The sequence below is a fragment of the Pseudomonas sp. ADAK21 genome, from assembly GCF_012935735.1.
GTDB lineage: Bacteria > Pseudomonadota > Gammaproteobacteria > Pseudomonadales > Pseudomonadaceae > Aquipseudomonas > Aquipseudomonas proteolytica.
Window position 1 is genome coordinate 4,813,440 of the sequence record NZ_CP052857.1, and the last position, 19,407, is coordinate 4,832,846.

The 19,407-nt window shown below is 64.3% G+C and carries 18 protein-coding genes; 17 read left to right on the forward strand and 1 reads right to left on the reverse strand.

Annotation, left to right across the window (positions count from 1 at the left end):
- The first annotated feature begins 69 nt into the window (after positions 1-69).
- The 16 genes from HKK57_RS21805 (at position 70) to HKK57_RS21880 (ending at position 17,718) form a co-directional block, all read left to right on the forward strand.
- Positions 70-1,722: a lipoprotein UxpA gene (locus HKK57_RS21805; protein ID WP_070994185.1), complete on the forward strand. Its 1,653-nt coding sequence runs from the start codon at positions 70-72 to the stop codon at positions 1,720-1,722.
- Positions 1,695-2,147: a pilus assembly protein PilZ gene (locus HKK57_RS21810; protein WP_154906058.1), complete on the forward strand. Its 453-nt coding sequence runs from the start codon at positions 1,695-1,697 to the stop codon at positions 2,145-2,147. The genes HKK57_RS21805 and HKK57_RS21810 overlap by 28 nt, the downstream gene beginning before the upstream one ends.
- Positions 2,148-2,154: 7 nt before the next feature.
- Positions 2,155-4,104, forward strand: coding sequence for a type II secretion system secretin GspD (gene gspD, locus HKK57_RS21815; RefSeq protein ID WP_442962258.1), 1,950 nt, complete (start codon positions 2,155-2,157; stop codon positions 4,102-4,104).
- Between the two features lie 5 nt (positions 4,105-4,109).
- Complete coding sequence (locus HKK57_RS21820; RefSeq protein ID WP_178121981.1) at positions 4,110-5,558, forward strand: GspE/PulE family protein; 1,449 nt, start codon at positions 4,110-4,112, stop codon at positions 5,556-5,558.
- A complete protein-coding gene (gspF, locus tag HKK57_RS21825) occupies positions 5,558-6,760 on the forward strand; it encodes a type II secretion system inner membrane protein GspF (protein WP_070994187.1) in 1,203 nt (400 codons plus the stop codon). Before HKK57_RS21820 ends, gspF begins: the two co-directional genes overlap by 1 nt.
- 29 nt (positions 6,761-6,789) lie before the next feature.
- Positions 6,790-7,248, forward strand: a complete 459-nt coding sequence (gene gspG / locus HKK57_RS21830; RefSeq protein ID WP_154906057.1) for a type II secretion system major pseudopilin GspG — start codon at positions 6,790-6,792, stop codon at positions 7,246-7,248.
- A gap of 2 nt (positions 7,249-7,250) precedes the next feature.
- Complete coding sequence (gene gspH / locus HKK57_RS21835; protein ID WP_169390753.1) at positions 7,251-7,700, forward strand: type II secretion system minor pseudopilin GspH; 450 nt, start codon at positions 7,251-7,253, stop codon at positions 7,698-7,700.
- The gene (locus HKK57_RS21840; protein WP_029291117.1) at positions 7,697-8,062 is read left to right on the forward strand and encodes a type II secretion system protein; all 366 of its coding nucleotides are present in this window, start codon (positions 7,697-7,699) and stop codon (positions 8,060-8,062) included. The genes gspH and HKK57_RS21840 overlap by 4 nt, the downstream gene beginning before the upstream one ends.
- Entirely contained in the window at positions 8,059-8,649 is a 591-nt protein-coding gene (locus HKK57_RS21845; protein WP_070994189.1) for a PulJ/GspJ family protein, read from the forward strand. The genes HKK57_RS21840 and HKK57_RS21845 overlap by 4 nt, the downstream gene beginning before the upstream one ends.
- 14 nt (positions 8,650-8,663) lie before the next feature.
- On the forward strand, positions 8,664-9,773 hold the full coding sequence (locus HKK57_RS21850) for a GspL/Epsl periplasmic domain-containing protein (RefSeq protein ID WP_169390754.1): 1,110 nt from the start codon (positions 8,664-8,666) through the stop codon (positions 9,771-9,773).
- Positions 9,770-10,201: a type II secretion system protein GspM gene (gene gspM / locus HKK57_RS21855; protein WP_081041723.1), complete on the forward strand. Its 432-nt coding sequence runs from the start codon at positions 9,770-9,772 to the stop codon at positions 10,199-10,201. Before HKK57_RS21850 ends, gspM begins: the two co-directional genes overlap by 4 nt.
- Entirely contained in the window at positions 10,198-10,860 is a 663-nt protein-coding gene (gene gspN, locus HKK57_RS21860; RefSeq protein ID WP_169390755.1) for a type II secretion system protein N, read from the forward strand. Before gspM ends, gspN begins: the two co-directional genes overlap by 4 nt.
- Positions 10,861-10,977: 117 nt before the next feature.
- Complete coding sequence (locus HKK57_RS21865) at positions 10,978-13,542, forward strand: bifunctional diguanylate cyclase/phosphodiesterase (RefSeq protein WP_169390756.1); 2,565 nt, start codon at positions 10,978-10,980, stop codon at positions 13,540-13,542.
- 80 nt (positions 13,543-13,622) lie between these two features.
- Complete coding sequence (feaR, locus tag HKK57_RS21870) at positions 13,623-14,564, forward strand: transcriptional regulator FeaR (protein WP_104912515.1); 942 nt, start codon at positions 13,623-13,625, stop codon at positions 14,562-14,564.
- A 113-nt stretch (positions 14,565-14,677) separates the two neighbouring features.
- Positions 14,678-16,777 carry a PQQ-dependent dehydrogenase, methanol/ethanol family gene (locus HKK57_RS21875; protein WP_169390757.1) on the forward strand — a complete coding sequence of 700 codons (2,100 nt, stop codon included), beginning with the start codon at positions 14,678-14,680 and terminating at the stop codon, positions 16,775-16,777.
- Between the two features lie 86 nt (positions 16,778-16,863).
- The gene (locus HKK57_RS21880; protein ID WP_029291130.1) at positions 16,864-17,718 is read left to right on the forward strand and encodes a transporter; all 855 of its coding nucleotides are present in this window, start codon (positions 16,864-16,866) and stop codon (positions 17,716-17,718) included.
- Between the two features lie 64 nt (positions 17,719-17,782).
- Here HKK57_RS21880 and HKK57_RS21885 read toward each other — a convergent pair whose 3' ends face one another.
- Positions 17,783-18,118: an ArsR/SmtB family transcription factor gene (locus HKK57_RS21885; protein WP_169390758.1), complete on the reverse strand. Its 336-nt coding sequence runs from the start codon at positions 18,116-18,118 to the stop codon at positions 17,783-17,785.
- 58 nt (positions 18,119-18,176) lie between these two features.
- Between HKK57_RS21885 and HKK57_RS21890 the strand changes: the two genes are divergently transcribed.
- Positions 18,177-19,268 carry an NADH:flavin oxidoreductase/NADH oxidase gene (locus HKK57_RS21890; protein ID WP_169390759.1) on the forward strand — a complete coding sequence of 364 codons (1,092 nt, stop codon included), beginning with the start codon at positions 18,177-18,179 and terminating at the stop codon, positions 19,266-19,268.
- Positions 19,269-19,407: the final 139 nt, after the last annotated feature.

Here is a 19,407-nt window from a genome sequence, read left to right on the forward strand (position 1 = left end):
TTAAACCGTCATTAATTGACCCCCACTATGCCGCCCTTAAAGAAGAGATAGCCCTAGGGTGAGAGAACAATGGCTTCAATGGTGCGGCGCGATGTATTGGGATGGATGACGCTGGGCGCCTGCGCGCCGTGGCTGGCCGGCTGCTCTAGCCTGGGGGCTGCGGCGGGGCCTGCGGACAGCCAGCCGGTCGACCTGTTGTACATCGCCGACACCCTCGATGCGCGCCTGCCGGGTCGCCCGGTGGTCCCCGCCACACGCCTGGGGCCGGCGACACGGATCGGCCAGGCGCCGTGGATCACCGGGGCCAATGCACGTTTTCGCCAAGCCGATGGCAGCCAGTTGGATGGCCTGCTGGATGCCTCCTTGAGTGACAGCGTACAAACCGGTGGCTATGCGGTACTCGGCGCGGTGCTGCAACGCCTGCGTGATGAAGCCGGGCATGAGAATAGCCTGACCCTGGAAAACGGCCAGTGCTGGAACGGCAGCGGCCTGGCTTACCTGACCCGTGGCTTGTCCGGGGTCCAGGGCAGCCAGTTGCTGGGCAGCGAAGTACGGGTCAGCAGCGATGAACGCGTGCTGTGGCCCGAACAATGCCAGGGCCTGTATCAGCAATTCGGTCATCCGGTGCTCGGCGCCGGCCTGGCCAGCGCCAGTGCGCAACGCCTGGCCACCCCGGGAATGCAGGTGTTCCGCCGGGGGGGCGTGCGTATCGCCGTCGTCGGCATCACCGACCCTTATGCGCGGGACCAGCAAGGTTCCTTGAAGCAATGGTTGCACAGCCTGCAACCGGTGCTCACCCAAGCCCGTGAAGAAGCCGACCTGGTGGTGGCCCTGGCCGATGTCGGCACCGGGCCGGGGTTCTGGCTGGCGGAGCGCCTGGGCCAGGTGGACTTGATGTTGTGCGCCCGTGGCCAGGACCTGTGGCCGCAGCCGGTGGAGATCCTGCAGAGTTCCGGCAAACGTGTACCGGTGGTGCTGGGTGGGACCCGGGCCAGCGGCGCGTTTCGCATCCGTTGCCAGGCGCAGGCGGGGCAATGGCGGTTTGATGCACGCTTTTTTCCGGCCCAGGCCAGTGCGTTGGATGCCAGCGCCCAGGCCCATGCCCAGCGCCTGCAACCGCGCCTGCAACAACAACGCGCCGCCCACGCGGCCTGGCTCGACCAACCCCTGGCCAAGGCCCCGGAAAACCTCTGGCGCCGCGATGTGCGCGCCGGCAGTTGGGATCGCCTGTTGCACCAGGCCCTGGCCCGCGAGCCCAAGAGCGCGGTGCTGCTACCGGGCCTGCGTTATGACAGCCCCTTGGCGCGCGGCCAGATGATCACCCGCGAACACTTGATCAGCCTCAGTGCCAGTTACCCGGCGCCGGTGGTTGATGTACCGGCGCAGCAGGTGCGCCAGGTCCTGGAAAACGGCGCCGAGCAACTGTTTGGCGAGCCGCTGCTGCTGGATAACAGCCAGGACCTGCCGCGCTGGCTCGGCCAGCCCTGGCAAGTCACTTATAGCCCCGGCGGCAAAAGGGTCAGTGAGTTTGCCGAACCCGTAGGCACCTGCCGCACCTTTGGCCTGGGCTTTGCCGCCGATGCCGGGCAACCGTTGTGGCAACACCTGGAAGGCTGGTTGCGCGAGCAACCGGCAGATTGGCAACTGGCGCCGTTGCAATTGCCCGAAGTGCGTTACGTGCAAGGGCACCCAGGATGGCATCCACGGAGCCTGCTCAGTTGAACCGCGCAGGCAGCCTGCTCAACGTGCTGCTGGTTACGTTGTTGGCCTGGCTCGCGGCGCAATGCGTGTTGCAACTGTGGCACGGGATCGCCCAGCCGATCGTGCCAACTGCGGCTCCCGCACCGGTCGCCGACCTGTTGAGCAGCCACTGGACACCACGCCAAGCGCCCAGCGACGACCTGCCGTTGACCACGCTCAAGGTCGATTACCTGGGCAGCCTCAAGGCCACGCCGTTGCGCGCCACGGTGCTGGTCCTGCGCTTTGCGCAACAAGAACGCACGCTGACCCTGGGTCAGCGCCTGGCCCCGGGCATCGTCTTGCAGGACATCGATGAACGCGGGCTGATTTTCGACAATCAAGGGCAGCGCGAGCGCTTGCCATGGCCGACTGAGCGCCCGGTGATCGGCCTCAAGCGCAAGGAATGAACCGACGATGCACATGATCAATAAATGCCTGGGCCTGAGCGCATTGTGCCTGGCCTTGAGCGTGACCCCGGTCGGCGCCGAAGAAGCACCGGCTTTGTATGAAGTGAACTTCATCGATACCGAACTCACCGACTTTATCGACAGCGTATCGCGCATCACCAACACCACCTTCATCATCGACCCGCGGGTCAAGGGCAAGGTCACGGTGCGCAGCCTAGACATGCTCGGTAGCGAGGCGATCTACGACATCTTCCTCGCCCAATTGCGCGCCCAGGGGTTTGCCGCCGTCAACCTGCCCAATGGCAGCGTGAAGATCGTGCCGGACCAGGCCGCACGCCTGGAGCCGGTGCCGGTGGAGTCGGCGCGCCAGGTGGCGCAAGCCAACGACGGCATGGCCACCCGGGTATTCAGCGTGCGCAACGCCGCCAGTGAACAGATGCTCAATATCCTCAAACCGCTGATCGACCCTCGCGTCGGGGTGATCAGCCCATACCCGTCGGCCAACCTGTTGGTGATCACCGATTGGCGCAGCAACCTCGACCGTATCGACGCGCTGTTGCAGCAACTCGACCAGGTCAGCCAGGAGCCCCTGGAAGTGCTGCCCCTGGTCAACGCCAGCGCCAACGACACCGCGCAATTGATGACCCGCTTGCTGGCCCGCGAGCAGGGCGCCGATGGCGCGCAGGTGGTGGCCGACCCGCGCAGCAACGCCTTGCTGGTGCGCGGCAGTGCCGACAGCCGCCAACGGGTGCGCGCGCTGCTCAAACAACTGGACCAGCCGCAAAATGCCTTGCGCCCGTCGAATACCGTGGTGATGTACCTGCGCCATGCCAACGCCGCCGAAGTGGTCAAGGTGCTGCGCGGCTTGAGCCAGGACACCCCCGGCGCCGGTGGCGAGGGCGGGGCCGGGGAAGGCGCGCCCAAGCAGATGGCGGCCAGCGCCTCGGGGATTCGCATGGAGTCGGAGGAGGGCACCAATGCCGTGGTGATGGTCGGCCCGGACAGCGAAATCGCCGCCTACCGCACCATCGTCGAACAGCTGGATATCCGCCGTGCCCAGGTGGTGGTGGAGGCGATCATCGCCGAAGTCTCCGACACCCGCGCCCAGGAACTGGGGGTGCAATGGTTGTTTTTGGGTGACTCGTTTGGCGGCGGCGCGGTGAACTTTACCAATGGCGGGACGAGCATCGCCGGCCTGGCGGGGGCCGCTGCCAGTGGTGACACGGCTGGCCTGGGCAAGCTGTTGGCCAATGTGCCCGGCGCGACCGCAGGCTTTGGCAAGCTCAACGGCGGCGGGCTGAACTTCCTTGCGCTGCTCAATGCATTGAAAAGCGAAAGCGGCTTCAACCTGCTTTCGACCCCGACCCTGCTGACCCTGGACAACGCCGAAGCGTCGATCCTGGTGGGCCAGGAAGTGCCCTTTGTGACGGGCTCGGTGACGCAGAACAACACCAACCCCTACCAGACCATCGAGCGCAAGGAGGTGGGGATCAAGCTGCGGATCAAGCCGCAGATCAATATCGACAACACCGTGCGCCTGGACATCGTGCAAGAGGTCTCGTCGATTGCCGAAAGCACGGGCGCCAGCGATGTGATCACCAACAAGCGCGAGATCAAGACCAAGGTCATGGTCGAAGACAACGGCCTGGTGGTGCTCGGTGGGTTGATCGGCGACGAGGCCAAGAACAGTGACCAGCGTGTGCCGTGGCTCGGCGACATTCCGGGGGTAGGGCGGCTGTTCCGCTCCAACGCCAGCCAGCGCACCAAGCAGAACCTGATGGTATTTATCCGCCCGCGGATCATGCGCGACGGCGAGACCCTGGCCCAACTGAGCAGCGAGAAGTACCGCAACCTCAAGGTCAACTCCAACCTGGCATTGCCCGCAATCTCCGATAACAACGCCTTGCTGCGCCTGTTCCCGGCCAGCCGCGAACGCCTGGACGAGGGCGTGTGGTGAGTACGTTGTTGCCTTATCGACTGGCGCGCCAGGCGGGTTTGGCACGGGCGCCGGGCCCGCAGGGCTGGACCTTGTGCCTGCGCGAGGATGTCGACACCGACGCCTTGCAGGAAGTGTTGCGTGTGCACGGCTTGCCGACACTGGTCGAGCACCTTGACCCGGCCCAGTACGAACTGCGCCTGGGCGCTTTGTACCAGGCTGGCGAGTCAGCCACGGCGGCGTTGATCGAAGGCATCGGCGAGCAGGTTGACCTCGACAGCCTGATCAACGAACTGCCGCGTATCGAAGACTTGCTGGAGAGCGACAACGAGGCGCCGGTGATCCGCTTGATCAACGGCCTGTTCGCCGAAGGCCTGCGCCTGCGGGCCTCGGATATCCATATCGAAACCTTCGAGCAGAGCCTGGTGGTGCGCCTGCGGGTCGATGGCCATCTGCGCGAGATCCTGCGCCCGCCACGGGCCTTGTCGGCGATGCTGGTGTCGCGGATCAAGGTCATGGCGCGCCTGGACATCGCCGAAAAACGCCAGCCCCAGGACGGCCGCATTACCCTGCGCTCCGCTGGGCGCGAGGTGGATATCCGCGTCTCGACCTTGCCTGGCATCCACGGCGAGCGCGTGGTGATGCGGGTGCTGGATAAACAGGCCAATCTGCTGGACCTGAATAACCTGGGGATGCCCGCCGAGGTGGAGCAGGCTCTGCGCGCCTGCCTGTCACGGCCCAACGGGATTCTGCTGAGCACCGGGCCCACCGGCTCGGGCAAGACCACCACGCTGTATGCCAGCCTCAATGCGCTGAACGATGGCTCGTGCAACATCCTCACCGTCGAAGACCCGGTGGAATACGCGATCACCGGCATCGGCCAGACCGCGATCAACCCCCGTGCCGGCATGACCTTCGCCAGTGGCCTGCGGGCGATCCTGCGCCAGGACCCGGACGTGATCATGCTCGGCGAAATCCGTGACCAGGAGACCGCGCAAATCGCCGTGCAAGCCAGCCTCACCGGGCACTTGGTGCTGTCGACGCTGCACACCAACAGCGCGGTGGGCGCGGTCACCCGCTTGCGTGACATGGGCATCGAACCGTTCCTGATCGCCTCCAGCCTCAAGGGCGTCATGGCCCAGCGCCTGGTGCGCCGGTTGTGCCATTGCGCAACGCCTGCGCCATTGCAGGCCGCCGAGCGCCAGCTGTGGCCGGAACTGGCAACCCTTGAACAGAGCTTTCACCCCCAGGGCTGCGACGACTGCCAGGGCAGTGGCTACAACGGCCGGATCGGGCTCTACGAATTCATCACCCTGGATGCCGGCTTGATCAGCCTGCTGTACGACGGCGCCAGCGAAGCGGCCATGCGCGAATACCTGGCCGACAAGCGCCAGAGCCTGACCGCCATGGCCACCGACTGCCTGCGCCGTGGCGACACCAGCCTGGAGCAGGTCCTGCGTGCGGTGCGCGACTGATGCCGACCTATCGCTACCAGGCGCTGGACCTGCGCGGCAATCGCCGCAAAGCCAGTATCCAGGCAGAAAGCGAGCGCCATGCCCGGCAACTGCTGCGCGAGCAAGGCCTGTTCGCCCGTGAACTGCAGGTGCAGGGCGCGAGCCTGTCGAGCCCGCGTGGGCAACGTTTGAACCATGGGCAACTGTGCGAATTGACCCGCCAGTTGGCCACGCTGTTGAGTGCCGGCATCCCACTGGTGGATGCCCTGGGCACCCTGGAACGGCAATTGGCAGAGCCGGCGATCCGCAACCTGCTGGTGGCGGTGCGCGGCGCCCTTGGTGAAGGCTTGAGCCTGGCCCAGAGCCTGCGTCGCCAGGGTGGGCAGTTCAACACGCTGTATTGCGCACTGGTCGAGGCCGGTGAGCGCTCGGGCAAATTGGCGCCGGTGCTGGAGCGCCTGGCCGAGCACCTGGAGCAAGTACAAAAACAGCGGCACAAGGCGCGCACGGCGTTGATCTACCCGGCGGTGCTGATCCTCGTATCGCTAGCGGTGGTGATCGGCCTGATGACCTTTGTGGTGCCCAAGCTCACCGAGCAGTTCAGCCACACCGGGCAAAGCCTGCCGTTGATCACCCGGGTGCTGATCGGCGCCAGCGAAGGCCTGGTGATGCTGGGCCCGTGGTTGCTGGGGCTGGGTTTGCTGCTGGCGCTGGGGGCGCGGGTTTTACTGCGCCGGCCACTGTGGCGCTTGCGCCGTGACGGCCTGGCCCTGCGCCTGCCACGTATTGGCGTGCTGTTGTCGGTGCTGGAAAGCGCGCGGGTGTCGCGCAGCCTGGCGATTTTGCTCGGCAGTGGGGTGCCGTTGCTTGAATCCCTGGAGGTCGCCACCGCCACGGTCGGCAACCGGCAGATTCACCAAGCCCTGGAAACCGTGCGTGAGCAGGTCGAAGGCGGCGTGACCCTGTACCGCGCCCTCAGTGCCAGCGGGCACTTTCCGCCGATGCTGCTGAACATGGTCGCCAGCGGCGAGGCCAGCGGCACCTTGCCCGACATGCTGGAGCGGGTCGCCGACAACCAGGAACGTGGTTTTGCGCGCCAGGTCGACCTGCTGCTGGCGTTATTCGAACCCCTGATGATTCTGCTGATGGGCGCGGTGGTGCTGTTCATCGTGCTGGCGGTATTGCTGCCGATCATGCAGCTCAATCAGGGCCTTAGCCTTTGAACAGACAACCTGAAACTGGAGAACTTGAAATGGAAAAGCACGCCCTGCCAGGCAATCGTGCGGTCAAGCGTCGCGAACGCGGTTTCACCCTGATGGAAATCATGGTGGTGATTTTTATCATCGGCCTGCTGATCGCGGTGGTCGCCCCCAGCGTGCTCGGTAGCCAGGACAAGGCCATGCGCCAGAAGGCCTTGGCTGACCTGGCGACTCTGGAGCAGGCGCTGGATATGTACCGCCTCGACAACCTGCGGTTCCCTACCTCCGAGCAGGGTTTGCAGGCCCTGGTCAGCAAACCGTCCCTGGAGCCGTTGCCTCGCAGCTGGCGCGCCGACGGCTATATCCGCCGGCTGCCCGAGGACCCGTGGGGCAACGCCTATGGCTACCGCACGCCAGGCCAGCATGGCCGGGTGGATCTCTTTTCCCTGGGGGCCGACGGCCAGCAAGGCGGTGAAGGCACCGATGCCGATATCGGTAACTGGGACCTCTAGGTATGCGGCGCAGTCGCGGGTTTTCGCTCCTGGAAATGCTGGTGGTGTTGTTGATCGTCGGTTTGTTCAGCGCCCTGGGCGTGGCCTTCCTCGATGCCGGTCAGGCGCCGATGCGCCAGGCCTTGGCCCAACTGGCCAACGAGGCGCGCAGCCAGGCCGCCCAGGCCCGGCATGCCGGGCAGTTGCTGGGCTTGCGCTGGAACGGCCGCCGCCCCGAGTTCGTGCGCTGGCAGGCCGGGAGGGGGGCGCCAGGATGGCAGGTCGAACCCTCGCGCGGCGCGCCCTGGCCGGCCGGCCTGCAACCTGACTGGCCCGTGAGCAGCGAGCCCCAAGTGATGTTCACCCCATCGGGGCTGGCCCGCCCGGTGTCATTGACCTGGCGCTGGACCGAGGGCCGCCAGCGCTGGCAATGGCAGGCCGACAACACCTTGCATATCGCGACCCTGCCATGAAGCGCCAACGAGGTTTTACCTTGCTCGAAGTCATGGTCGCCCTGGGGATTGCCGCGCTGATGGCGGTGATGGTCAGCCAGTTGCTGCGCCAGCGCATCGCTACCCACCAGGCCGTCGCGCAGCATCGTCTGGGCAGTTTGTGCGCGCGGGAGCTGGAGACGCGGTTTGGCGTGGAGCAGTACTGGCCGCAGATCAATGTGGTGAGCGGTCAGTTGCGGCAGGGGCTTGGCACCTGTCATTGGCAATTGACCCTGGGCAATACCGGGGTCAACCGCTTGCGTCGTGGTGAGTTGACGCTCTTTGCCGATCCCGAGCAGCGCCAGCCCCTGGGTCAGTTCAGCCTGTTTCTGGTGCGCCCATGAAGGCCACGCAGCGCGGCTTGACCCTGGTGGAGTTGTTGGTGGCGATGGCCCTCACGGCGGTGGTCGGGGTGTTGCTGGCGGCTCTGGTCAATGGCTGGGTCAAGGTGCGTGAGCGCCTGGAGGAACCCGGCGGCGAGCCCCAGGTACTGGAATTGTGCATGGCCCTGGAGCGCCGCTTCGATGCCCTGGTGTTGCGCCAGTTGTACGAGCAGCGCTTGCCCCTGGAATTGGCCTGGCTGGAGTGGCAGCCGAGCCTGGGGCAACTGCAGTGGGTGGCCCTGGCCGCATGGCCGCCCGCCGACGGCGCATCGCGCGTACAACGCCAGCGCCTGTTGTTCGATGCACGGCAGCAGCGCCTCGAGCTGTGGGTCTCGGCCGACCTGTACGCGGCCAGCAAGCCCCGCTGGACGCTCAAGGAATCATTGGCGCCGGTCGCGCGCGCCACGTTCAGTTTTTATCAGGGCACGCGTTGGCTGGCCTTTCCTTCTACTGTTGCCGCCCAGCCCAATCGCGGCGTGCGGATCGAGTTCGAGCATCATGGAGCCCCTTATGTCTGTACCTTCGCCTTGCCCGATACCCAGCCGTGAGTGGGAGCACCGGTATGTTTGAGCGTCTGCGGGCCAAACCCCGGGAATGGTTGCTGATGCGTCCGCCAACCCTCGCCGAAGGTCGTTGGCAGTGGCTGCACTACAGCGCGCAACGGGCTTGCTCAAGCGGCGCCTGGCCGCCACCGGCCGCACTGCTGCAACTGCCGGGCGCCTTGATTATCCCGGCGCTTGACTGCAGCCATTTCTGCCTGCCGGCACCGCCGGGTCTCAAGCGCCATGAGTGGCCGCAATTGTTTGAAGAGTACGCGCAGCAGCCCGCCGAAGCGTTACTGGTCAGTTGCCTGTCCCGCGAAGCTGGGCAGTTGGAGCTATTGGTGATGCAGCGCGAGCAGGTGCAGCAATGGCTGGCCGAGTGTGCCGCACTTGGCGTGCAAATTACCCACGGCTGGGCGGAGTTGCAGTTGCTGCCAGACGCCGAGCCGGGGCATGCGGTGCGTTGGCAGCGCGAACAACTGCTGTGCCTGAAGGCCCACTCCCGGCAATGGTTGGTGTGGCCGCAGGCGTTGGGTGAGCGCTTGCCCCAGGCCTGGCGCGACTTGCCTGCGCAGACGCTTGCGGGCGACTGGCCGTCGCGGCTGTCGCGCCTGGAGCAATTGCCCAGTGTGCTGGAAGGCTCGCGGCCGACGCGTGTGCGCGCGCAGCGAGCGCCGATGATGAGCCGCTTGCAGCGCCACTTGCTGCTGGGATGCATGGTGTTGGCGGCCTGTTGGGGGGCGGTGTATCTGCTGCAGAGCGTGCGTCAGGTCGACGTGTGGAAAACCCAGGTCAAGGCGGTGGCCGGGCCCGCCAGCAACCCGCAACAGGCCCGTGCGGCGTTGGCGCGGGTGCAAGGCGCGGCGAACGAGTGGCAGGTGCGCCAGCAACAGATCGTGGCCCTGGAGCAGGGACTCTCGGCCTGGTTGCAACAGCAACCTGGCTGGTCGGTGACAAGTATGGCGTTTGACGGCAAGCATTGGCGCCTCGGCCTGCGCGGCAATGGCCCCCGGCCGGAGCCGACCGAATGGCAGGCCATTGCCCAACTCGCGAGTGCCCAATGGATGGATGAAGCACAGGGCGCTGGCGGGCAACTGCACCTGAGTTTTGATCTGGGAGAACAACCATGAACGCCCGGATGCAAGCGTACCTGACCCACTTCAACCAACTGCCGCCCAAGCGCCGCTATAGCCTGCTGGCCGGCTGGTCAACCGTTGTGCTGTTGCTGCTGGTGTTGCTGACGCGGCCGCTGTTGGCAGCCTGGCAGGACGCGCGCCAGTGGCAGGCACTGGCGCAGCAAGCCAGTGCGCTGCTACCGCCCGCAGCGTTTTCCAACGAGCAATGGCAGGCGCTGGCGGTGTCGCGCCAATGGGTGTTGACCCGTGTCGAACAGCAGGGCGATCGCTGGCAATTGCAAGGCGAGCTGCCCGGGCCCCAGGCCCTGCAACAACTGCTGCGCACCGTGCAGGAGCAGGGGGCACGGCCGCTGCAGTGGAGCCTTGAACAGGGGGGCGGCCAGAGGTATGCCTTTAGCCTGGAAGTGGCGGCGCGGCCATGAGTCGCGCGCTTATCACGTGGGCCGTTCTGGTGTTTGCCCTGACCTTGCTGCTGGAACTGCCAGCCACCTTTGTCGCCCGCCAAATACCCTGGCCGGCGGGCTGGCAGCCCAGCGGTGTCGCGGGCAGCGTATGGCATGGCCGCGCGGCGCGGGTCGGCGCCCTGGGCCCGGTGGAGTGGCACCTGCGGCCGTGGAAGGCGCAGATGAACCTGGGCTTTCAACAGCGCATATGGGCGCTGTCGATCCAAGGCTGGCCATGGAAGTGGCAGGCGCAACTGGCACCGCGCGCGGTCAACACCTTGCCGGCGCCGATGTTCGTGCTGGACGGTCGCTGGGAAGGTCGATTGCAGGTCAATGGCGCCGGGGCCAGTTGTCGTAACACTGAAGGCCAGTTGGTGGGGCACGACCTTGCGCTGTTGAGCCCGTGGCTGGTCAAGCTGGGCAACGCCCGGATCGAACTACAGTGCAGCGATGGCCTGCGGCTGCTGGCGGATGTGCAATTAGCGGCCGAACACCATTTCAAGGTCCAGGCCGCCGCAAAACGGTTGCAGGTGGACGGGCAGGTCGAGCCGGGAGCCGCCGTGACCCCGCTGTTGGTGCAGGCGCGCTGGCTGCAACCGGCCGCGCAAAGCTTCAGTAAGGTGCTGGGTAAACCCTGATCGTTCGATGGATCGCGAAATAGTGTCTATCTTCTATGGGCAGGCAGTCGCGCAGCTGTGTGTGCGTGGTGTGGTTTTCGGTGCGGGTTGTCAGGGCGCCTTGGCGCCTGGAGCGCTATGGAAAAGCTCAACGTTGATCCGAAGTCGTCGCTGGAAGGCAAAGTTTCCAATCTCTCTACCGCACGGGCTTATCTGCTCGCCTGTTCGCTGCTGTTACTGGCCATGTTTCTGTTGGTCGGGGTGCTGCTGGTTTCGATTGCCGATCACCTGAATCACGATGCTGGCGAGCACAGCCGGATCGATATCGAAAACGCCTTGCTGTCTGTCGAGCGGGTTGCCGGCGCTACGGTCAAGGACTATGCATTTTGGGGGGACGCCTACACCCACCTGCATCAGCAGGTGGATGTGGATTGGGCGTTTGTCCGCCAGAACCTGGGCTCGACGCTATTTGCCGACTTGGGCTTCCAGGGGGTCTTTGTTGTCGACCCTGCTGGCCGGACGGTGTATTCGGTGATTGATGGCCAGTTGCAGACCGTGGCCGTGCAGGACTGGTTGCACATCCCGATCGAGCCACTGCTGGCCCAGGCCAGGGAGGCCGCCGTCAACAGCCAATCGGTGAGCCGGCTGATACAGGCAGACGGGACGCCCGCCGTGATGGCCGCTGCGGCGCTGACGCCGGGCACCGACCCCGACGTGAAAGCCGACAGTGGGCCCGCCTCTGTGTTGATCTTCATTGCCAAGCTCACGCCGCAACGTCTGGCCGCGTTGGGCGAGGACTTTGGCGTGCAAGGCCTGCGGGTCGTCCCGCCTGGCGGGGCGCCGGCCGGCGTCCCGAGCCTGAGCCTCAGGGACAATGCCGGCGTGGTGCAATGGGACTCGGATGACCCGGGGCACCAGTTGCTGGTGCTGGTCGTGCCCCTGGTCACGGTCGCCGGGCTGATCTTCGCCCTGATGGCCTGGGTGATCCAGCGCCGCAGCACCGCCGCCGCGCGGATCATGGACAGCAACTACGCCACCCTGCAAGCCAGTCGTGCCGCGCTGCTGGTCAGCGAGGCGCGTTTTCGCGATGTGGCCGAGGCGGCATCCGATTGGATCTGGGAGCTGGACACCCATTTGCGCTTCACCTACCTGTCGGAGCGTTTCGATATGATCACCGGCCTCAAGGGCGCCAACTGCCTGGGGCTGGCGGCGGATGACCTATTGGCCTCGGATCAGGGCCTGCTGTCCAGTTGGTTCAAGGACCACGCCCATCGCCCGAATGCCATCGTGCAATGCAACTACCTGTCGGGTGACGGTGAGCCGCGGATCTGCCGATTGTCGGTGCGCGAGATACCGGGGCAGGGTTATCGGGGCACCGCCAGTGACATCACCGAAGAGGTACAGGCCCGGCGACGCATTGAGTACCTGTCGCAACACGATGCCTTGACGGGGCTGGCCAACCGCTCGCGCATGCAGGAATTCCTCGAGGGCAAGCTCAAGGCGGTGCCGACCCTGGAACAGCCACTGGTCATGCTCAGTATCGATCTCGATCGCTTCAAACCGGTCAATGACCTGCTGGGGCACGCCGCCGGCGATGACGTACTCAACCAGGTGTCGCGGCGCTTGCAGGGTTGCCTGCGCGGTGACGACCTGGTCGCGCGCATTGGCGGCGACGAGTTTATGTTGGTGGTGGCGGGCATGAGTTCGCCGTTGGAAGTAGAAGGCCTGTGTCGGCGCCTGATCGACTGTATCGAGCAGCCGTTTTACATCACTGAACATGAAGTATTCATCAGCGCCAGCATTGGTATTGCCATGGCGCCGGTGGATGCGACCCTGGCCGAAGACCTGCTGCGCTATGCCGATATTGCGCTCTACGAAGCCAAGGAAAGCGGGCGCAATACCTGGCGTTTTTATGCGGGGGATATGAACGCGCGGATCATTGAGCGGCGCCAGCTTGAAGCCGATTTGCGCCATGCCATCAAGAACGGTGAGCTGCGCCTGGATTTCCAGCCGCGCTACCGCATCGAAGGCAAGCGCCTGGCCGGCGCCGAGGCCTTGGTGCGTTGGGAACATCCGCGGCGCGGGCTGCTGGGCCCTGACGTGTTTATCCCCATCGCCGAAGAAACCGGGTTGATCCTGCCGTTGAGCAATTGGGTACTGTACGCGGCCTGTCAGGCGGCCGCTGGCTGGCCTGAGGATGTGATGATTTCGGTCAACCTGTCCTCTACCGAGTTCCAGCGCGGACACCTGGTGGCGCGGGTCAAAGCAGTGCTGGTCGAGACGGGTTTGAACCCGGCGCGACTGGAGCTGGAGTTGACCGAAAGTGTGATGCTCAACGACGAGAAAATCGCCTTGGACACCATGCAAGGCCTCAAGGCCCTGGGCGTGCGCTTGCTGATGGATGACTTTGGCACCGGCTATTCATCGTTGAGTTATCTGCGCTCATTCCCCTTCGACGGGCTGAAGATCGACCGCAGCTTTGTCGGTGGGCTGACCGCCAGCGGCGGCGATCAGTCGATCATCCAGGCGATCGTCGGCCTGGGCCGCGCGCTCTCGCTGACGGTGACCGCCGAAGGCGTGGAAACCCTCGACCAGCTCAAGGCACTGAAGGATGTGCAGTGCGATGAGGCGCAGGGCTTCTACCTCAGCGTGCCGGTGAATGCCCAGGCGATCAGTGCGTTGATCACGGGCCGGAATGATTAGCAGCGCCTTACCACGCTTGCGCTGACCCTATATAGATAATATGTTAACAATATAACTATAAATGGTCTGTGGGAGGGGGTATGCCTGCCTTGTTGAACCCTTGCGTTGAGTTCGCCAACTGGAATCGTGACTTGCGTGCGGTATGCGGCAATTTCAGCACCGCGCGCTCAGATCGACACAGCCTGTTTATCGGCAGCGTCCATGGCCAGGATGTGTGTGGCCTTGAGTTGGCCCATATCCGCACCAATGCCGGGCTGATCAGCCGCGATCACACCCACGGCGATGGCGACGATGACCGCCACTGCTTTCTGATCCTGCAGGGCAGTGGGCACCAGCGCATCCGTCAGCAGCACCGGGTGATCGAACTGGGGCCGGACGATATCGCCCTGGTGGACTCGGCCCAGGCCTTCGAGATCGAGCCCCAGGGGCTGGTGCAGAATACCTCGGTGCACCTGTCACGCGCCGAGGTTACCCGCCAGTTCGGCCAGCAGCGCTTGTTTGGCAAGCTGGCGCGCAATAGCGTCGCCACCCATATGATCCGTGCACTGGTGCGCTCCCTGGAGGATGCGCAACTGAGTGAGGGCTATGGCGGCGAGAACGATGGCCCGGCCGTGGAGCAAGCCATGATCGGCCTGGCGGCTGCCGGCCTGGACGCGCGTGCCGAAGGCCAGCCGGGTTTTGCCTGCGTGGGGCAGGACGATATCTACGGCCTGGCCACGCGCCTGGTGGAAGCTTCCCTGCAAGAAACCGACCTTGGCCCCGAGTACCTGGCGCGGCACCTGAATGTCTCGGTGCGCCAGCTATACCGGCTGTTCGAGCAACGTCATGAAAGCATCGCGCGTTATATCCAGCAGCGCCGTCTGGAACGGGTGGCACAGGACCTGCGCGCTCGGGATTTGCGGCATGAGTCGATCACCCAGATCGCCTTCAAATGGGGCTTTGTCGACGCGGCGCATTTCAGTCGGGCCTTCAAGCGGCACTTCCAACATGCGCCCCGGGACTTTCGCCAGCAGCCGGTTTAGGCAGCGCTTTGGCAGGGAATGCCAAGGGCTTTGGCAGCCTCAGTCAAGTGGTCGCGCGTGGCAGGCCCTCTAATAGCGTGGCCAGAACCGATTAATGTTGGAGAACAATAACAATGAATACACGGAGCCTGCTGTTGGGCACGCCTCTGCTGATGGCCGCGTGCGCTTCGCTCGCCTTGGCCGGGCCGGCCCAGGTCGATGGGGCGCGAATCATCGCCGCCGACCAGGAGCCCGGTAACTGGATGAGCCACGGCCGCACCTACGATGAGCAACGCTACAGCCCCCTGGACCGCGTGAATGCCGGCAACGTCGGCCAGTTGGGCATGGCCTGGACCACCAAGCTGGATATCGACAGCGGCACCGAAGCCACGCCGCTGGTGGTCGACGGGGTGATGTACACCACGGGCGCCTTCAGCATCGTCTATGCGATCAATGCGGCCACCGGCGAGTTGCTGTGGAAATACGACCCGAAAGTGCCCGCCGAAAACCTCAGCCAGGGCTGCTGCGGCCCGGTCAATCGCGGCGTGGCGGTGTGGCAGGGCAAAGTCTACGTGGGCAGTTTTGATGGGCGCCTGATTGCGCTGGATGCGGGCACTGGCCAGCCGGTGTGGAGCGTGGACACGATCATTGACCGCAGCAAAAGCTACTCCATCACCGGTGCGCCACGCATCGTCAAGGGCAAGGTGTTGATCGGCAACGGCGGCGCCGAATTCGGAGTGCGCGGTTACGTCACCGCCTACGATGCCGACACCGGCAAGCAAGTGTGGCGCTTCTACACCGTGCCGGGCGACCCCAAGCTGCCAGCGGAAAACGCCGCGATGGCCAAGGCCATGAAAACCTGGGATGGCGACGGCTGGGTCAAGTGGGGCGGCGGTGGCACCGTGTGGGACTCGATGGCCTACGACCCGCAACTGGACCTGCTCTACGTGGGCACCGGCAACGGCTCGCCGTGGAATTACCGGTTCCGCAGCAATGGCAAGGGCGACAACCTGTATGTGTCGTCGATCCTCGCGCTGCGCCCGGACACCGGCGAATACGTCTGGCACTACCAGGTCACGCCACAGGACCAGTGGGACTTCACCGCGACCCAGCACATGATTCTCGCCGATATCAAGATTGATGGCAGCGTGCGCAAGGTCATCATGCAGGCGCCGAAAAACGGCTTCTTCTACGTCCTTGATCGCACCAACGGCAAACTGCTGTCAGCGAACAACTTCGTGCCAGTGAACTGGGCCAGTGGCATCGACCTGCAGACCGGGCGGCCGATCCTCACCGGCGCGGCGGACTATTCCAAGGAGCCGAAGGTGGTGCAGCCGAGTTTCCTCGGTGGGCACAACTGGCACCCCATGTCCTACAGCCCGAAGACCGGTTACGTGTACATACCGGCGCAGTACACCCTGGCCGAATTGAAGGCGGCCACGGCCCCGCAGTTCCTGCCGAACAAATCGGTGGTCAACTTTGGCCTGGATGTGCCGGACCTGCCGGAAGACCCGAAAGTGCTCAACCAGATCCGTGATGCCTGGAGCGGTGAGTTGATCGCCTGGGACCCGGTGACGCAGAAAGCCGCGTGGAAACAACCCTACGTCAGTGCCGGCAACGGCGGCACCCTCGCCACCGCCGGCAATCTGGTGTTCCAGGGCACCGCCGACGGGCGGGTGGTGGCCTACCGTGCCGATACCGGCAAGCCACTGTGGGAGCACCGGGCCAATTCCGGCGTGATGGCGGGACCGGTCACTTATACGGTCAACGGCGAGCAGTACGTGGCGTTTTCGGTGGGGTGGGGCGGGATCCTGCCGCTGTTGACCGGACCGCTGACCAACAAGGGCAAGGTACGGGCCGAGTCGCGGGTGATTGCCTTCAAGCTCGGCGCCACCGGCGAGCTGCCACCGCCCAAGGCTGCGCCTGTGCTGCCGACCACTCGCCAAGTACTCACGGCGACACCCGGGCAACTGGCCCAGGCGCGTGACATGTTCAACGGCCTGTGCGCCGGTTGCCATGGCTTGAACGCGATCAGCGGTGGGGTGGTGCCAGACCTGCGCTATCTGGACGACAACAAGCACGCGGCATTTCCAGCCTATGTCAGCGGTGCGTTGATCAATAAAGGCATGCCCAACTTCTCTGACATTCTGCAGCGCGAAGACATGGAGCTGCTGCGCCAATACCTGGTCAAGCGGACCCAGGACTTGCAGGCCGATCTCAAGACGCACCACTGACCCCTCGTTGAAACCTGCGCCTGGCGACTTCCCATGGAGTCGTCATGGCGAAGCTTTGCCTCCAATAACAATAAGATGGACTCGCCATGAAAACACTGAGCACGTTGACCCTCGGCACACTTTTCGCCAGCCTGGCGCCTTTGGCCCATGCCGACGTCAAACCCGACCCCGGCGACTACACGGCCTTGCCCCAGGGCACCGATGTGGTGGTGCTGTACCAGCAGAACCCGCGGGGCGACAAGGTCTACTCCGGCGGCAAGAAAGTCGCCGACAACCTTGACCTGGACATGACCGTTGGCGTGTTGCGCCTGATCCACTTCACCGAGTTCTTCAATACCGGCCTGACATGGGATCCGCAGATTGTCATTCCTTTCGGCTACCAGAAGATCGGTGCCAGCGACAGCAAGAACTCGGGGTTGGGCGACATCACGTTTGGCGGCACGGTGTGGACCATTGCGGATCTGGCCAACAACGAGCATCTGGGTTGGTCGGCGTTTGTCACCGCGCCCACGGGCAGTGACAAGAACCAGGGGTTTGCCCTGAGCAGCAACCGCTGGGCCGTGGATTTCCAGGTGGGTTATATCAAGGGGCTGACCGACAAAATCACCTGGGATGTGATTGCCGAGACGGAGTTCTACGGCGAACAGCGCGCCACCGATGCCAAGAAAGATCCGCTGCTGCAACTGCACAACCACCTGCGCTACAACTTCACACCAGAGACTTACGCGGCGGTCTCCTATCGCCACAATTGGGGCGCCCGCGAGACGCTGGACCATGAAACCCTGGCCACCAGCCGCAGCAATGGCACGGTGGGCTTTACCGTGGCCACGATGCTGGGCAAACAGGTGCAGGTATTGGGGCAACTGATGCATGACACATCAGTGCGTGAAGGGGTGAAGATCGATAATTCGCTGCAGTTTCGCCTGGCGTATTTCTACTGACCCGAAGGCGCCGGCTGGCCGGCGATGGCGCCCGGAAGGGCGCCCGGAAGGGCGCCTGATTTCCTCACTGCTGGGACAGAATGCACTCCAGCAATCCAGGAAACCGCACGGCCAACACATCGGCCCGCAAGGAGTTCATATGGGTGGTGCCAACGCTGCGCGTATGCACCAACCCCGCATCCCGTAAAACCCGGAAGTGGTGGGACATGCTGGACTTTGGACGCCCGCCGTCCAACTCGCCACAACTGGCTTCTTCCACCTCGGCCAGGCAACGCACGATGTCCAGGCGCACGGGGTCGCTCAACGCGTAGAGCAGGCGTTCGAGGGTCAATTCTTCAGAGGAGGGATGTTTAAAGGCTCGCATGAAACGAATGATAACAGGGCTAGCATTGATTACCATAGTTCGATTAAGATCGAACTATCGAATCAAACGTTACCCTCGTTTCAGGAGCATTCCCATGGCTGCATTGTTCGAACCCTTTACGCTCAAAGACGTTACGTTGCGCAATCGCATCGCTATTCCGCCGATGTGCCAATACATGGCCGAAGACGGCATGGTCAATGACTGGCATCACGTCCACCTCGCCAGCCTGGCCCGTGGTGGCGCCGGCCTGGTGGTGGTCGAGGCGACCGCCGTGGCCCCTGAAGGCCGGATCACTCCCGGTTGTACCGGTATCTGGAGCGATGCCCATGCGCAAGCCTTCGTACCCATGGTGCAAGCGATCAAGGCAGCAGGCTCGGTGCCCGGCATCCAGATCGCCCACGCCGGGCGCAAGGCCAGTTCCAACCGCCCATGGGAAGGCGACGACCATATCCCCGCCGGCGACGCCCGAGGCTGGCAAACCCTGGCACCCTCGGCGATCTCGTTTGGTGCGAACCTGCCGAAAGTCCCCCAGGCCATGACCCTGGAAGATATCGCCCGGGTACAGCAGGACTTTGTCGATGCCGCACGCCGTGCCCGCGACGCTGGCTTTGAGTGGATCGAACTGCATTTCGCCCACGGTTACCTGGGCCAGAGCTTTTTCTCCGAACACTCCAACCAGCGCACCGATGCCTACGGTGGCAGCTTCGACAACCGCAGCCGCTTCCTCCTGGAAACCCTGGCCGCCGTGCGTGAAGTCTGGCCGGAAAACCTGCCGCTGACCGCGCGTTTCGGTGTTATCGAATATGACGGGCGTGACGAACAGACCCTGGAGGAATCCATTGAACTGGCCCGTCGCTTCAAGGACGGCGGTTTGGATTTGTTGAGCGTGAGCGTTGGCTTCACCATCCCCGACACCAATATCCCTTGGGGTCCGGCGTTCATGGGGCCGATTGCCGAGCGTGTACGTCGTGAAGCCGCTCTGCCGGTCACCTCGGCCTGGGGTTTCGGCACGCCGCAACTGGCCGAAGGGGCACTGCAGGCCGGTCATCTGGACCTGGTTTCCGTGGGCCGCGCACACCTGGCCGACCCGCACTGGGCGTACTTCGCCGCCAAGGAACTGGGCGTGGACAAGGCCTCCTGGACCCTGCCGGCGCCTTATGCGCACTGGCTTGAGCGCTATCGCTGAGGCACACGACGCTATCGCAGGCAAGCCAGCTCCCACACTGATCCCGTTCCAACCCGGTCAAGTGTGGGAGCGGGCTTGCCCGCGATAGCGGTGGTTCAGGCGCTACTTTTCCGGCAGGTACACACAGCTATCGCAGGCA

Bases quoted from the DNA above. Each gene is read 5' to 3' on its own strand.
- HKK57_RS21805 (WP_070994185.1), top strand. From the start codon at position 70: ATGGCTTCAATGGTGCGGCGCGATGTATTGGGATGGATGACGCTGGGC.
- HKK57_RS21810 (WP_154906058.1), top strand. From the start codon at position 1,695: ATGGCATCCACGGAGCCTGCTCAGTTGAACCGCGCAGGCAGCCTGCTC.
- gspD (WP_442962258.1), top strand. From the start codon at position 2,155: ATGCACATGATCAATAAATGCCTGGGCCTGAGCGCATTGTGCCTGGCC.
- gspF (WP_070994187.1), top strand. From the start codon at position 5,558: ATGCCGACCTATCGCTACCAGGCGCTGGACCTGCGCGGCAATCGCCGC.
- gspG (WP_154906057.1), top strand. From the start codon at position 6,790: ATGGAAAAGCACGCCCTGCCAGGCAATCGTGCGGTCAAGCGTCGCGAA.
- gspH (WP_169390753.1), top strand. From the start codon at position 7,251: ATGCGGCGCAGTCGCGGGTTTTCGCTCCTGGAAATGCTGGTGGTGTTG.
- HKK57_RS21840 (WP_029291117.1), top strand. From the start codon at position 7,697: ATGAAGCGCCAACGAGGTTTTACCTTGCTCGAAGTCATGGTCGCCCTG.
- HKK57_RS21845 (WP_070994189.1), top strand. From the start codon at position 8,059: ATGAAGGCCACGCAGCGCGGCTTGACCCTGGTGGAGTTGTTGGTGGCG.
- HKK57_RS21850 (WP_169390754.1), top strand. From the start codon at position 8,664: ATGTTTGAGCGTCTGCGGGCCAAACCCCGGGAATGGTTGCTGATGCGT.
- gspM (WP_081041723.1), top strand. From the start codon at position 9,770: ATGAACGCCCGGATGCAAGCGTACCTGACCCACTTCAACCAACTGCCG.
- gspN (WP_169390755.1), top strand. From the start codon at position 10,198: ATGAGTCGCGCGCTTATCACGTGGGCCGTTCTGGTGTTTGCCCTGACC.
- HKK57_RS21865 (WP_169390756.1), top strand. From the start codon at position 10,978: ATGGAAAAGCTCAACGTTGATCCGAAGTCGTCGCTGGAAGGCAAAGTT.
- feaR (WP_104912515.1), top strand. From the start codon at position 13,623: ATGCCTGCCTTGTTGAACCCTTGCGTTGAGTTCGCCAACTGGAATCGT.
- HKK57_RS21875 (WP_169390757.1), top strand. From the start codon at position 14,678: ATGAATACACGGAGCCTGCTGTTGGGCACGCCTCTGCTGATGGCCGCG.
- HKK57_RS21880 (WP_029291130.1), top strand. From the start codon at position 16,864: ATGAAAACACTGAGCACGTTGACCCTCGGCACACTTTTCGCCAGCCTG.
- HKK57_RS21885 (WP_169390758.1), bottom strand. From the start codon at position 18,118: ATGGTAATCAATGCTAGCCCTGTTATCATTCGTTTCATGCGAGCCTTT.
- HKK57_RS21890 (WP_169390759.1), top strand. From the start codon at position 18,177: ATGGCTGCATTGTTCGAACCCTTTACGCTCAAAGACGTTACGTTGCGC.